The organism is Pseudoalteromonas sp. SR44-5, from assembly GCF_014163675.1.
Taxonomy (GTDB): Bacteria; Pseudomonadota; Gammaproteobacteria; order Enterobacterales; family Alteromonadaceae; genus Pseudoalteromonas; species Pseudoalteromonas rhizosphaerae.
Genome location: NZ_JACJDT010000013.1, coordinates 16,727 through 31,707, shown reverse-complemented (window position 1 = coordinate 31,707; position 14,981 = coordinate 16,727). Strand labels below are relative to the sequence as shown.

Annotated in this window: 13 protein-coding genes; 8 read left to right on the top strand and 5 right to left on the bottom strand. The window is 38.6% G+C overall.

What is annotated here, in order from left to right:
* Positions 1-25: 25 nt before the first annotated feature.
* Together H5154_RS09450 and H5154_RS09445 are read right to left on the bottom strand one after the other, a co-directional pair.
* A complete protein-coding gene (locus tag H5154_RS09450) occupies positions 26-1,135 on the bottom strand; it encodes a FecR family protein (protein ID WP_182718125.1) in 1,110 nt (369 codons plus the stop codon).
* Positions 1,128-1,700 (bottom strand): RNA polymerase sigma factor, encoded by a 573-nt coding sequence (locus H5154_RS09445; protein ID WP_145240567.1) that lies wholly within the window; start codon positions 1,698-1,700, stop codon positions 1,128-1,130. The genes H5154_RS09450 and H5154_RS09445 overlap by 8 nt, the downstream gene beginning before the upstream one ends.
* A 516-nt stretch (positions 1,701-2,216) precedes the next feature.
* Here H5154_RS09445 and H5154_RS09440 point away from each other — a divergent pair.
* The 4 genes from H5154_RS09440 to H5154_RS09425 all read left to right on the top strand — a co-directional run bounded on the left by H5154_RS09440 (position 2,217) and on the right by H5154_RS09425 (position 8,639).
* The gene (locus H5154_RS09440; RefSeq protein WP_182718124.1) at positions 2,217-5,507 is read left to right on the top strand and encodes a TonB-dependent receptor; all 3,291 of its coding nucleotides are present in this window, start codon (positions 2,217-2,219) and stop codon (positions 5,505-5,507) included.
* Positions 5,508-5,585: 78 nt separating this feature from the next.
* A complete protein-coding gene (locus tag H5154_RS09435; protein WP_182718123.1) occupies positions 5,586-7,142 on the top strand; it encodes a tryptophan halogenase family protein in 1,557 nt (518 codons plus the stop codon).
* A 35-nt stretch (positions 7,143-7,177) separates the two neighbouring features.
* A complete protein-coding gene (locus H5154_RS09430; RefSeq protein ID WP_182718122.1) occupies positions 7,178-7,924 on the top strand; it encodes a SapC family protein in 747 nt (248 codons plus the stop codon).
* Positions 7,917-8,639 (top strand): DUF6445 family protein, encoded by a 723-nt coding sequence (locus H5154_RS09425; protein ID WP_257325546.1) that lies wholly within the window; start codon positions 7,917-7,919, stop codon positions 8,637-8,639. The genes H5154_RS09430 and H5154_RS09425 overlap by 8 nt, the downstream gene beginning before the upstream one ends.
* A gap of 165 nt (positions 8,640-8,804) precedes the next feature.
* Here the strand turns inward: H5154_RS09425 and H5154_RS09420 are convergent, their stop codons facing one another.
* Together H5154_RS09420 and H5154_RS09415 are read right to left on the bottom strand one after the other, a co-directional pair.
* Positions 8,805-9,434, bottom strand: a complete 630-nt coding sequence (locus H5154_RS09420; protein ID WP_145240576.1) for a response regulator transcription factor — start codon at positions 9,432-9,434, stop codon at positions 8,805-8,807.
* A complete protein-coding gene (locus H5154_RS09415) occupies positions 9,431-10,594 on the bottom strand; it encodes a sensor histidine kinase (RefSeq protein ID WP_182718121.1) in 1,164 nt (387 codons plus the stop codon). The genes H5154_RS09420 and H5154_RS09415 overlap by 4 nt, the downstream gene beginning before the upstream one ends.
* 268 nt (positions 10,595-10,862) lie before the next feature.
* Between H5154_RS09415 and H5154_RS09410 the strand changes: the two genes are divergently transcribed.
* From H5154_RS09410 to H5154_RS09400, 3 genes are all read left to right on the top strand, one after another.
* Positions 10,863-11,276, top strand: coding sequence for a DUF2141 domain-containing protein (locus H5154_RS09410; RefSeq protein WP_145240580.1), 414 nt, complete (start codon positions 10,863-10,865; stop codon positions 11,274-11,276).
* A 10-nt stretch (positions 11,277-11,286) separates the two neighbouring features.
* Complete coding sequence (locus H5154_RS09405; protein ID WP_182718120.1) at positions 11,287-12,783, top strand: carotenoid oxygenase family protein; 1,497 nt, start codon at positions 11,287-11,289, stop codon at positions 12,781-12,783.
* Between the two features lie 224 nt (positions 12,784-13,007).
* Positions 13,008-13,535, top strand: a complete 528-nt coding sequence (locus tag H5154_RS09400; RefSeq protein WP_145240584.1) for a hypothetical protein — start codon at positions 13,008-13,010, stop codon at positions 13,533-13,535.
* A gap of 34 nt (positions 13,536-13,569) precedes the next feature.
* Here H5154_RS09400 and H5154_RS09395 read toward each other — a convergent pair whose 3' ends face one another.
* A complete protein-coding gene (locus tag H5154_RS09395; RefSeq protein WP_182718119.1) occupies positions 13,570-14,082 on the bottom strand; it encodes a CIA30 family protein in 513 nt (170 codons plus the stop codon).
* Between the two features lie 87 nt (positions 14,083-14,169).
* On the opposite strand from H5154_RS09395, the gene H5154_RS09390 reads away from it, so the two are divergent.
* Positions 14,170-14,907 carry a hypothetical protein gene (locus H5154_RS09390; protein ID WP_182718118.1) on the top strand — a complete coding sequence of 246 codons (738 nt, stop codon included), beginning with the start codon at positions 14,170-14,172 and terminating at the stop codon, positions 14,905-14,907.
* Positions 14,908-14,981: the final 74 nt, after the last annotated feature.

Here is a 14,981-nt window from a genome sequence, read left to right as displayed (position 1 = left end):
TATACCTGGTTATTGTTGTAACGAATTATATAGTAGTGTGAGGCGACGCATATTTTAACATGATTTTATCGGGGCTGACTCTTTCATAACTAATATTAAAGTTATTATTAAGCACTTCGAGTAGACCTTTAACGTCGCCAGTTTTGAACATGCCTGCAACGTGTACTTGCTTCAAACGTTCGTCATCAGCAAGCTCAAAGTTAATATTGGTATAGCGGCTAATTTCGGTCATTGCGTCGCTAAGTGATTCGCCTCTGAAAATGATACTCCCTTGACGCCAAGATAAGTTTGCTGCCACATCAATCGCGTCAATTTTTTCAACTTTTTTGGTAATTTCACCCTTAAAGTCTAAATTGAGTTTCTCACCCTTTGATACCGGCGTGGAATGCAGCGATACATCTTTTGCAACTCTAGAAGTGCCATTATTTGAGAGGTTAGGTACAGCGGTTGTATACTGCTGAGCAACTAATACTTTTCCATCGGTAACAATAAGTTCTATTTGTTTATTGTTTACCTCTACATTAAACGCAGTTCCAACGGCTTGGATTATTTTATTACCAGTGACGACACTCAAAGGCCGTGAGGTATCATGTGCGACATCAATATGGATCTCACCACGAAGAAGATTGATTACTCGGGCTGATGGAGTGTATTTAATATGGACAAAACTATTTGTATTGAGTGTTATTTTACTTTGGTCAGGCAAAATAATATCTTTACTTTCTCCAATCGCAGTTTGAAAGTTTAATTGTTTTGCTACTACCGCAGATTTATTCGCTTGGTTAAACAGCGAAAAATTAAATGTTTCTTGAAAAAAGCTAAGCGCAACAGCCAATAAAATGGATGCTGCTATTGCGCCTAACCACACAGGGAGTTTTTTTTGTTGTTTTGATGCTTGTGGAAATAAGTCTGATAAACGACTTAACTCACTCATTTTATCCCACAATTGTGCAACTTCTAGCAGAACCTCAACATTTTTGTAAGAATCTCCAAGCCAAGCTTTAAGTGCTTCTTTTTCATCGCTGCTAAGGTTTCGGTCAAGTTTGGCTAGCCACTCACTCGCTTGATCTAAGCGTTCATCTTCAACTTGATTACTATCTTGGGAAGATTGATGGATCTGATGAATGTTACTCATATTTGCCTCCTGCACTGAGGTTTGCTGAAGGGGCTGGCTCATTATAGGTGCTTTTATTTGATTGACGCATAAACAGCGTACATCTTTTCATGCCTGTTGCAATATGCTTTTCCACGGTACTTTCACTTAGCTCCAATTGTGCAGCTATTTCACGTTGCGAATAGCCATACACTTTTTTTAATACAAATACTTTTCGACACTGTATCGGAAGCAATCTTACGGCTTCACAAAAATTCGAAAATTCATTATCGGTAAGTGTGCTCTCATACATCTCATCTTTGTATTGTTCACACAGAAGTTGCTCAAGCGCTTCCATATTATCAATACCGTCGACCAAGCGTATATTGGCCTGTTTTTGATAATCTAATGCTAAATTACGCGCAGTTTTATAGATAAATGACTTGGGAGAGTTAATATTGTCGCTGTTTTCAATTTTGCATATGCGCACATACGTTTCTTGCACAATATCTTCAATTTCATGAGGTGGCACAATTTTAGCCACAACTCGTGAAATGCTTTTTCTTGAGACTAAATAAGCCTTGTGAAGTAGTGTGTCTTTCGTCATTAACGTTTTCTCATCGGATTTAGCTCTGCTGTTATTATTTTTATGCCAATACTTAGTAAGACGATTGAGATAAAAAAATCCACTAGGCAAAAACCATTTAATCGCATTTTTTTAATATAACGTTACCCATTGCCCTTTACCGGTCTATTTCTCGTTTTGCTTAAAGCTTGTAATTACAGTGTTAATTGTACTACAGTTTTTAGCAATCAAGAGTTCGGGTCTAGGCGCTAAGCTACTTAGCATCGTATGGTGCTTCTTTGGTTGTTAAAAAAACAGCGTAAAAATCATCTTAATTTACATCACTAAGTACTTAGATATTTACACTCAAATAGATACTTTAAATACGATTTAAACTTTTTAATTACTTGTTCTAATTGACGATATGCAGCAATTTTAGAAATGGGTTTAGCGGATAAAAACAGCAATTACTTTGCAAGCGAAACATTATTCAAAATTGAATATTTCGCCGTTGTATTTTAGTAATAATAAAAACAAAAAGGCTTAGCAATTTTCAGTATGACTAGTCAAAAATATATATTATTTGTAAATAATCGAAAATATTTATGGGGGAAAATAAAAACTCACTCGTCTTTGTTTTGTGTATGGCGAAAAACCATGCACATGAAATATCAAACATCTCAGCTTCATTTTTGTGTACTGGTTTTGGTTTTTACTTTGTTTAATACAGAGGCTCAAGCAAATACCAAAAATGGCAAGATTATGTTTGATATTCCAAGACAAAGGGCTGATCTATCGCTGATTAATTTTGCAGAGCAAGCTGATATTACCTTGTTGTTTCCGTTGGATAAAATCCAACAGTTGCAGACTAATAATATTACTGGTGAGTATTCAATAATAACTGCATTAAATAGTTTACTTGCAGGGACAGGCTTGCAATCACATGTCAGCGAAGATGGGCAAATATCTATTTCGATAGATCCACGCTTCGAGAGAAATGACAACATGACTAATTATAAAAAAAACGGGGTGGCGAGTGCCGTACTCGCAGTGCTTAGTAGCGTTACACTACCTGCAGTAGCCGATACCGCAGAACAAGGACCTGAAATAATTGAAGTAAGAGGAATAAGAGGATCACTTGGACGCGCAATGGATGCTAAACGTGAAGCGGGTGGAGTCGTCGATTCTATTTCAGCAGAAGATATTGGTAAATTCCCCGATACTAACTTAGCTGAGTCATTGCAACGTATCACCGGTGTTTCGATTGACCGTTCCGGCGGGGAAGGGCAATTAATCACGGTACGGGGATTCGGCCCGCAATTTAATACCGTGTTAGTCAATGGCCGCCAAATGGCATCTGAAAACCAAAGCCGAGCATTTAGTTTTGATACTATCGCGTCGGAGCTGGTAAAGAGTTTAGATGTATTTAAAACATCAACCGCAACAAAGCAGTCAGGCGGTATAGGCTCAACAATCAATGTAAATACCGCTCGTCCATTTGCTATTAATGGCTTTAAAGTAGCCGGCAGCATAAAAGGTATTTATGACGACAATAGTGAAGAAACAACGCCAGAGGTATCAGGATTAATTAGTAATACATTTAATGACGATACCCTAGGTTTGTTATTCGCTGTGTCACGTCAAGAACGTAGAACCCGGTTAAATCAAGCACAAGTAGATGGCTGGTTAGAAAATGTTGGCGTGCCTAAGCCGCAAACACAAAGCGGACAAGCTTATACTGGCAATATTTTTTCTCCCCGTAATTATGATCATAAAGTAACCACAGAGACGCGCACTCGCACCAATGCTAATTTAGTTATTCAATATGCCCCGTCTGATGATGTAGTGATTACTGGCGATGCACTGTATTCTGATTTTGATGTTGAAGCCGATACAACGTCTTATGGACACTGGTTTACTGCACCCAATTTAGAAGGGTTTGGTAATGCTGATGGACCAACTGTTGACGAAAATGGCACGGTGATTGATCTTTATCAAGAAGTCGGGCTTGCAACGGATATGCACGCTAAAAAATTCGATCGTTTAACAAACTCCAGTGCGCTTGGGCTTAATTTACAATGGCACGTAAACGATAATTTAAAAATGAATTTTGATTTAAGTCATTCAAAGGCTGAGCGTGAAGCAAATAATGGCCGAGGTGATCAGTTATCTTTGATTGGTTATGCAAACCGTGTGCGCTTTCAAGTTGATCAAGGGATCTTACCTTATGCGAGTGAGTTTGCATCGGCTGATGACAGTATTTACAGTGGTCAACAGGAGCTAGATGGCAGCGCATATAACCCGGCAATTAGCCCTGATGGGGTCTCAAATCATTTAGATCCGGCAAATAGCCGAGCTCATGTTATGTTGCGTCGTGGCTGGGCGGTCGAAGATACCGTTGATCAATTTCGTTGGGATAGTACATGGTACAACGATGGTTATACGGGTCTTGTAGCCGTAAAATTTGGCGCAATGTATTCATCCGAAACTAAAAGTCTTGAACGTTGGGATAATGAAGGTGTAGGTATACATTGTACTTTCTGTGGTTACCCAGATGTGCCTAGTATGGACGGACTCGCACAGTTTGTATTTGATGCCGGCGATGACTTTTTACATAACGTCAGTGGCAGTGGTCGTATGCCAACATCTTGGCTTGCACATGATGGTGAAGCAAACTTTGTTTATCTTGAGCAATATGCCGCTGCAAATGGGCAGCCAATTAGCTTTGATGCAGTAAAGCGTAATAAGTCATTTGAAATAACAGAAGACACAATTGCTTTGTATAGCGAATTTGATTTTGAATCAGAGCTTGCGGGTATGCCCTTGTTTGCCTCAGCTGGGTTTAGGTATGAAACGACTGATGTTGAAGTGAACGGAAGCGATGAACCAGTTAACTCATTGTCAATTTTAGATAAAACAGAAATGTTAGCTAATTATGGCAGTGTTCAATCTATTTCAGCTAATTCTGACTATGAAGCCATTTTACCTAATTTTAGTCTTAAGCTCGAAATCAATGATGACTTAATTGCCCGTGCTGCGGTATCACAAACAATCACTCGGCCGACGCTCGATAGTATGTCACCGGTAACAGTGATAGAAACAACTCGCCAAGGTGGCAATTTAACATCCAGCTCTGGTAATCCAGCGTTAGCTCCTTTTACTTCTGATAACTTAGATCTATCTCTGGAATGGTACTACGGCAATGCGAGTTATGTATCGGCAGGTTATTTTAGAAAAAATGTTGCTAATTTCATTATTAATACCACTGAAGACTTAACCTTTGAACTGCCCGGTGGCGGTCTACTTACTGATCCTTCCACAGGCAATGATGTTGATAGTCCAGATCCAGCAGACACCACGGCGGTGTTTACTAATACCATACCAAATAACAGTGAATCAGCAATTGTTGATGGGTGGGAGGTTGCTCTACAGCATACTTTCGACAGTGGCTTTGGTTTTATGGTTAATGCCACTATTGTAGATAGTAACAAAGAGTTAGATGCTGCAGATATTACTCAAGTATTTGCTCTTACAGGCTTAAGTGATTCATATAATGTGGTAGGTTTTTATGAAAATGATTCTTTTCAAGCTCGCTTAGCTTACAACTGGCGAGACAGCTTTGTGCAATCGTTAAGTCAACTTAATGGTGATGGTGTAACTATTGTAGAAGACTATGCACAGCTTGATGCGAACATTAGTTATGATTTAACAGAACACGTCACAGTCTTTATTGAAGGCATTAATCTAACTCAAGAGTATGTTCACAAACGAGGTCGTTTTGCTAATCAAATGCTACAAATTGAAGACAGCGGTCGACGTTTCATGTTCGGTATTCGCGGTAATTTCTAGGCATTAATTGGGTAAATAAAGTGACTTTTATGTATTGATTAAAAGTCACTTTTAATTGTAATCCACGCGAGTATTAAAATGAAACAACAAGAAAAAAGCATAAACACAGTGATTGTCGTCGGTGGTGGTATTGCGGGTTGGTTAACTGCGGGGCGATTGGCTGCAGAGCATAAGAGTAATACGGACGTTGGCGTCAAGGTCACGTTAGTCGAATCGCCAAACGTACCAATTATTGGCGTTGGTGAAGGTACTTGGCCAACAATGCGCAGCACTTTAATCGCTTTGGGTATTAGTGAAACCGACTTTATCCGTGAGTGTGACGCTAGTTTTAAACAAGGTGCTAAGTTTGCACAATGGGTGGATGGTGGCGAAGATGATTATTATTATCACCCATTGGTTTTACCGCAAGGATTCACTAAAACAGATATGGCAGGATATTGGTTAAACGATGGCGAGCAATCATCATCGTTTTCTAATGCGGTATGTTTTCAAGAAGCACTTTGCGAGCAAGGTCTTGCGCCAAAGACGATCAGAACGCCTGAATATGGCGCTGTCGCCAATTACGCTTATCATCTAGATTCAGCTAAATTTTCAGTGTTTTTACAAAAACACTGCATCGAAAATTTAGGTGTAACCCATATTTTAGCTGATGTTACTAAAGTTAACAGCATCGAAAATGGTGATATAGGTAGTTTAACAACAAAGCAGGCCGGAAATATAAGTGGCGATTTATTTGTTGATTGCAGTGGTTTTTCATCGTTATTGCTCGGAGGTCATTATCAAGTGCCGTTCAAATCCTATCGTGATGTTTTATTCATAGATACGGCTTTAGCAGTACAGGTACCCTATGAAAATGACAGTAGCCCAATCGCTTCACATACCATCTCGACGGCGCAAGAAGCAGGTTGGATCTGGGACATAGGTTTACAACATCGCCGTGGTGTTGGTTATGTGTATTCGAGCAAACACAGTACTGAATCGCAAGCAAGGGTAAGACTTGCCGACTATATAGGCGATAAGATTGATTCACTAACAATCAGAAAAATTCCGATAGAAAGTGGCCATCGCAGTCACTTTTGGCAAAATAATTGTGTTGCTGTTGGATTGTCTGCTGGCTTTTTAGAGCCACTTGAAGCGTCTGCTCTTGTGTTAGTTGAGATGTCAGCGCAAATGATTAGTGAGCAATTGCCACCGACTCGCGAGGTGATGGACATTACAGCGAAACGCTTTAACGATACATTTCTCTACCGCTGGGGGAAAATAATCGACTTTTTAAAGCTGCACTATATTTTGAGTAAGCGCACCGATAATGCGTTTTGGATAGATAATCGCGATCCACAAACGATCCCACAAAGCTTGCAAGATTTAATGCAACTTTGGCAATATCGCGCTCCTGCTGATTATGATTTTGCGAGTAATAATGAAGTGTTTCCTGCTGCAAGCTATCAGTATGTCTTGTATGGAATGGGCTTTAAAAGTGATTACAGCAACTCACCTCACTTATTAAATGATAAAACATTTGCACAGAGTCAATTTGCTAAAAATAAACATATGATTCAGCAAGCAGTTTCAACATTACCTAGTAACAGAGAGTTACTTGATAAAATTAAGCTGCATGGGCTTAGTGCAATTTAATTGTGCTGTGAAATATAAAGAATAAAGAGAACAATATGACTAATTTAGTTGCAATTAATTACAGTGCTCACAAACATTTAAAAATTGATATCGCGAAAACTCAAGAACACAGTGCCACGCAAAATATGCTTCCCGTTGTGGTTGCTGAATTTAGCCAAGTATCTGTGCAACATCCGATCGTACTTGCTAAGAGTGGTGAAACAGGCGAATTTACCTTAACGGCATTATTAGGTTTTGAGCAACATGAAAATTTATTTTCGAAAGACGGTCAATGGCAAGGAGTTTACATACCATTACAGTTACAAAGGCAGCCATTTTTTGTCGGTGATATACAAGCTGAAGAAGCGGGAGATTATGCGGTTTGTATAAACTTAGACAGCCCATCGATAGTTCGCGACTCAGCGCAAAATAACGTCAATGACATCCAGGTATTATTTACTGACAGCGGTGAAGATAGTGATTATTTTGTTAAAATGAAACAATGCTTAGGGTATTTATTGCAAGGCGAAATAGAAAATAAAGCACTGATCGACACATTGTTAGCACTTAATTTAGTGCAGCCTCTTTCCCTTGACGTTACCTTTTGCAATAAGCAAAGTTCACGTTTAAACGGTCTATATACGGTAAGTGAAGAGAAAGTAGCGGCACTAGCTCCTGAACAAATAGGGCGTTTACATAAAGCACAACAGCTTAAACCAATCTACACGATGATCAATTCATTGGGTCAACTGTATCCACTTATTGAACGTAAAAATCAGCAGTTTGTTAGTGTACATGACTAGTGCTACTTTTTTAAACCCGGCAATGAAAGTTACACGCTTAGTTGTTGGTAATGAGCGCATACCTGTTTTAGTGATTGATGATTTAAGTTTAAACTATAATGAACTCATCGCCTGTGCTTGTGAAAACGTTAATCATAGCTCGGCATTTACTGCATCTAATGGAGATTTATACCCAGGGGTTCGCAAACCATCACCGGCTAACTATAGTGAGCAACTTAAAGAGTTACTCCCTATCTTAAAATCGTCGTTCAATTTTATCGATAGCAATGGCATGAAAGTGGTTTTTTCTGCGTTTTCAATTGCCACAACACCGGTAACAAAATTAAGGCCCATTCAAATGTTGCCTCACTTTGATACTCCTAGTGTTAACCAGCTTGCTGCTGTGCATTTTTTATGTGCAAAAGCATATGGTGGAACGTCCTTGTATCGGCATAAAGCATCTGGCTTTGAACGTATAACACAGCAGCGACTCGCACCGTATCGTGCAATGATCAAACAGCAAGCCATTGCTCAAAGGCTCCACGAACGTCCTAGTTATATTTCCAGTGATACAACATTGTTTGAGCAAATAGCCTCACTAGAGGCGAAACCGAATAGGCTTATTGTATATCCAAGTAATGCCTTGCATTCTGGTAATATTAATCCTGATTTAGGACTATCTAGTAATCCATCAACTGGCCGTTTAACCATTAGTAGCTTCCTAGCCTTTGGGTAATAACAAAGGCTAGGAAGCTAAAGTAACCTGAGCGCAGATTTAGTATTTTGATTGAATGGCTGAGTTTGTAGATGTTATATCTAAAGTAGAAATATAAGTTATATCGTTTGTATATTGGTAATACTGTAAAATAAACATGTACTTAAAAAGCTTGTGTAAGATAATTCATATAATTTTTGCGCTCAATGCTTTAAGTACTGCGCGGGTTCTATCGCGGGTATTGAGCTTTGCCAGTAAGCTTGATACATGATTCTTAACGGTTCCTTCGGCTAAAAAAATGGCTTGAGCTATTTCTTTATTAGATAGTCCAGCTGCGATCAGTTTTAAAATATCAGTTTCGCGTTCACTCAGCGGTTCAATTTCATTATCCCCAAAGGTCGACAGCTGTGCTGCATTTAGCTGATTTAATAACACTGGCTCTGCTAAGGTTTGTCCGTTGTACACACGATGGACTGCATGATGAAGCTTTTCGGTGTCGACATCCTTGAGTAAGAATCCATTAGCTCCTGCTTGCATTGCATCGACAAATAACTGCGGATCATCAAAAGTTGTTAAGATAATTACCTTGCAATCAAAATGCTGTTTGCGAAGTTGGGTTAGTGCTTCGATACCATTGACGCCAGGCATCCTAATATCCATTAATAGTACATCAATGGGATCAGAGGATAGCTGCTCGCATACTTTGATGCCTGAGTCGAGTTGCCAACAGACGGTAAATTCGTCCGCTAAAGAGAGTAAATTGGCGATCCCCTCGCGGATCAGTGCTTGGTCGTCGACAATGGCTAGTCTGATCATAATGTGTCCTTAAGGGGGAGGGTGACATGTAAGCAAAAATGCTCTGGCGTTTGCTTGATTTCCATACAGCCTTGATATTCACTTACCCGCTCTTTGATTGAGTTTAAACCACAGCCGAAATTCAAATCACTTTGTTGGGATTGCTGATTAATAATATCTAAGGCTAACATTTTGTTGGTCTGTGATAGTCGCACTTCAATGTGTTTAAATTGGCTATGCTTAATCGCATTGGTAATTGCTTCTTGACACACTCTTAATATACATTCAGCTTGCTTGTGGGAATGGATCTGCAGCGCATTGTCGATGTTAACAGCAAAATTGTAACCAGGTAACCGATCTGCAATTTCATTGAGTGCTGTTTTTATATCAATATCACCGTCGTTACGAATACTGCGAACCATGTTGCGGATCTCACTCAGTAATGCTTTTGCTAAGTCGCGTGATTGGATCAATGTAGCATGAGAAGAGTCATCATTTGAGTTGGCTGTTTGCTGTGCGGCAAACTCTAAATTTAAAATTAATGCGGTAAGTTGATGGCCACAAATATCATGCAGGTCACGACTGATCTCAAGGCGCTCACCATGACGAATACTATCGGTTAGTAAACTTCGTGTAGAAGCAAGGTATGCATTCATCAGTGTTAATGCTTTATTTGTTGCAGCTTCTTTGACGGCAACTTTACTGGCGGCAAACGAAAAAATCTCAAAAGCCAAGTAGACACTACTTAGTGTTAATTCATGCCACAGAGAAATAGCATTTCCTTTACTAAAAAAGAGCACCAGCACAAGTGAGCTATGAGCAGCAACCATCGGGACTAAAGCGTATCTCGAGCTAAAAATGAAAGGCAGTTGCCCTGCTATAATCACCAATAAAATATAGATTAATGGGGTGTGTAATATCCAGCCTAATATTAAAGTTGCCAGTATTTGTAAAAATATAAAACAGCTTAAACTGCGAGGATTTTGGTTTACACCATTTGTCAGTGTAATCACTAAAAAGCTTAGTATATACAGCATATAAGCGAGAAAACTGCTTAATAGCGATGTGGCTTGACTAGTTACTAAAGTAAGCGCCATAACTGTGGCGCAGCCTAGTAAGCCCGCTAATGTTAGTTGCCAGTTAATAGGTTTTTTTAGTGTCAATAAAGAGGGCGACTGCATTTCGCTTCCAGCAAAAAAACAAAGTGCTTTAGTTTACGTTAGCTTGTCTTTAAATAGCAATAAAACAGCAATGACTCATTAATTTAAATCAATAAAACAGTATGCGGGTTTTTAAACGCGATGTTAATCAATTTGCTTAATACTAAGACATAAACAAACTAATTTCAAAAAAACATGACTTTTGGCACCTGTATTATATGTGGGACTTTTCTACAGTAGCTACATCAGCTTAGCAATAGGTGTTAAGCCACATTAGAAAGAGCTTGTTATGTTTAAAAAATTAGTTTTTACCAGTGCATTTGCAATCAGTAGCTTAGCTGCACAAGCTGCCGAATTAACGGTCGATATTGCGGGGATCACACAGCTTGAAGGTGATATATATGTGGTGCTTTATGACTCAGTCTCTGCTATGGAGTCAAATAAAGCCACGCTAGCATATAAAGGGGCCGTGACTAAGTTACAGACTACAGTAACATTTAGCGATTTAAGCGCCGGTGATTACGCCATTTTGGCTTACCAAGATTTAGATAATAATCAAAAGCTCAATCGTAATATGATTGGTATTCCTAATGAGCCATATGGTTTTAGTAATAATCCTCGTTTAATGGGGCCGCCAAGTTTTGACAAATTACGCTTTGCTGTCGGTGATGTTGATCACACTATTCAAATTTCGATTGATTAAGGATGTTGCTATGTTACGTCGTGAATTTTTAAAAAAATCAACATACTTAGGCACATGCGCAATCATCGCTAGCCAATGCCCTGCGGTATTTGGAGCAAATGTAAAGCCACAGCCAAGTCATTCTTCTGCTATACAGTCTTCTTTTTTAGGTTGGCAAGGGGTAACGGATAATATTGATCCACATTTTGAACCTTGGCAAGGTGAGCTACCCGTTCAGTTACAAGGTATGACATTTTTCCGCAATGGCCCGGGTATGCAAGAGCGGGCAGGGCAGCGTTACAGCCATTGGTTTGATGGCGATGGGTTTGTTAATCAATTTAAATTTTCACAGCACGGTGTCACTCATCAAGGAAAATTTACACAAACACAGAAGTTTGTCGAAGAGAGTAAAGCAGGAAGGTTTCTATATAATGGTGCAGGCTCAATAATTACTAATGCAAAACCGGCAAAAAATACCCAAGTATTCAATACTGCAAATACGGCATTGTTACCAATGGCCGGTGAGCTTTGGGCTATGTGGGAAGCGGGTACGCCGTATCGCCTTGATCAAGAAACACTCGCAACCAAAGGACAGGTTGATTTTGGGTCTGAATTAAATGGGGTTCCTTTTTCAGCTCATCCTCATGCTGATACCGATGGTACGATTTGGAACTTTGGTGATATTTCTTTTACAGGTAAACCTTGCATTGTAGTGTATCAACTGACGGCGCAAGGAGGCATAAAACGCTATAAACTTTTACCACTGCCACATCATAGTTATATTCATGATTTTGCAGTGACAGAGCAGTATTTAATATTTTATTTGCCGCCCATGTTACAGCAACTGGGAGAAACTTATATAGAACGATTTAAATGGCAAAAACAATTAGGCAGTCGGGTATTAGTGGTTGATAAGCATAGTTTGCAAGTAGTTAACCAGATGGAGCTTGAAGCTGGATTTGTTTTTCATTTTGGAAATAGTTGGCAACAAAATCATGAACTAGTTGTTAACTTATGTCTGTATCCAGATGCAACTGTAATGACTGATGTAATGGCTAATATAGACAATAACCAAAATCGTATTGCGCATGAACCAGCTAAAGCAGCCCAGCTTAGGCTTAATCTTGTTACTAACAAGGTATCGATTAACTGGGCTGAACCATATATGGAATTTTTGCAATTTGATAAGCGTTTCGCTGCTAAGTCATCGGCTTTGCAGTATGGCGTAGGAATAAGCAAAAATAATCCACATAAAGAGTTTGATGCAATCACAAGATTGAACACGCAATCAGGCCAAAGTCAAAGTTATAGTTTTGGTGATACTGCCCATGTTGAAGAGCCTTTATTTATAGCCAAAACAAATAGTAATAGAGAAGGGCAAGGTTATATCATTAATACGTGGTTGGATTATGGATCGGCTAAAAGTGGTGTTGCTGTTTTTGATGCGGAGAAAATAGGTCAAGGGCCGTTGGCTTCAATGCAATTACCCTATCATTTACCGCTGGGTTTTCATGGAGCAATAGTATAGCAAAAGCTAATTTACAGTTTGCAAAGCAAGTGTGTTTAATTGTTGCTTGGAATCTAACGGTAAAACTCCTTTGCCAGTGAGTTTAATACCGGCGCTTAGGTGCTTAACCATTAGTAGCTTCCTAGCATTTGGGTAATAACAAAGGGTAATATTTTTGGAGAAGAAAGCTAAAGTCTTATTATTTTGTGCCGATATTATTACCAGGATAATTTTAAGGATGAAATATGAAGATCTTACCTGTTATTACTATTCCTGAAGCTCATGGGTTTCAAAGTAAATACGAAAAACGACTTGAAGAACAAGCAGCGCAAACAGAACAGCCTGAATATATTTTGTCTGAGTTTTTAGATGCTAAAGCGCAAGAGTATAGCGAAGATGATGTGAATTTTGCTGAACAGTATAACAATTTACAAAAAGTGTATGAAGATTTCGCTCAAAAGATCATCGTGCTACAAGAACAAATTAATAAATTAAAACAAGATCCAATTCAGCGAAATCTCAAGCTTGAAAGCCACAATAGCAACTTTATACAGCTGGAAAAAAATACCGAAGCGCAAAATTTAAAAATAGATCCTGAGCATACTGGTGCGAAAAAATACCGAGATTCTCAACAGCAAGAGCAAATTGATATATTAGTTCAGCAACTTAATGAGCTAAAGTCCAACCACGCAGAAATAAAGAAACAGATGATAGAAATGGTTATCACAGAACTTAAAAAGCGAGGTAACGAAGAATATGATTTTAAAAAATAATTTTAATATTTCCAATATAGCAGCTTAATTTACGCTATTTAAGCTCAAAGTTAATATGCGCTAATTCAAGTTTAAAATTACCTTGCTGCTTTTTGGCGATCATAAGGCCCAATTGTTGTACATCTTTGAACGTTAACTCTGGTTGCTGCTCTAAGGTTTTACCACGGTAAGTAAGACTAAAGTCAGTTGGTGAGAATGTAACGACTTGCCATTGATCTTTTAATGTTGCAAACGAAGCAGTAAACGCTGGCCCATCTAGGTACTGACTCGTTCTTAAGCGAAGTTGATACGTTTTACCATCTCCTTTGAACCGTAAAGATATGAGATTGGCGTTTTCTTTATTAGTGTTTATTGTTGTGCGTATTGAAGCAAAGCCTCCATTATTTTCAAAAGAAACGTTGCCTGTAAAAATTAAGCTATTGTCCTTCTCATAAGCTTGGCTGGTCGATAAACCGCCCATTACTGAGTCATTAACTATTTGCCAGTGCAGAATTAAATCGCCGGAACCTGATAGTAAGGGCAAACTAGTTGTAGGGTTTGTTTTCATTTTTTATCGCAAAGCTTTGTGTTATAGATAAGCTCAATAATACGTATGTTCAGATAAATTGATCACTTTTTTAAAAATAGGGAAAGCATGAATTCAGATAAATTTTTTAAATGGGTATGGAACTTAAATGGAATTATTTTATTAGTCGGGGTTTTAATTGCTACTGCGTTAATTTCAGTCCAACTTGTTACAACAGTATTTAATGATAACGACGTTGAGCCACCGGCATTAAATTTAGCAGATGACAAAAACGAAGAAGAAAAGTGGCGTTTGGGCTACCCGCGAAGAGTAGGAGAAACGGACTTTTATTATATAGAGCTTGAGTCTGAAAAGTTAACGGTTGAAGCCGATACCGAACGTGGGTTAGGGCAAGTTGTAGAAAATTTTAGTGGTTCCTCTTATTATAAAAATAGGCCAACACGGTCAAAAAATGTGATGTTTATCAATGGTAAAACAAACTATGCAAATTGGCTTTTTGATACGACAGATCAGTTGATCACTGATATTTCTCCATTGTATTTATCTGAATTTGATTCGCAGTCAAAAGCGGCGGGTATTGCCTATCATGTTATTAAAAACGACACAAATAACGACGGCCTTTTAAGCAACGAAGATAAAAGCACTTTTGCGTTAAGTAAAATTGATGGCAGTGGTTATAGCGAGGTTCTCACAGGCTACGACCGCATTCTTGAGCATGCTGTTAATGAGCAAGGCAATTTGTTTATGTTGTTTATAGACAATGCTGAAGTGTTTTCAATGCTTGTTGATTTAACTACTTTTAAAGTGATTGATAAAAGGCAGCTACCTAAAGTCGGAGGACTATAACTATTACTCATGAGTATTATTTAACCTGACCTCTGATTAAGAGAATTACTAAGACACTGATTATAAATATTGTT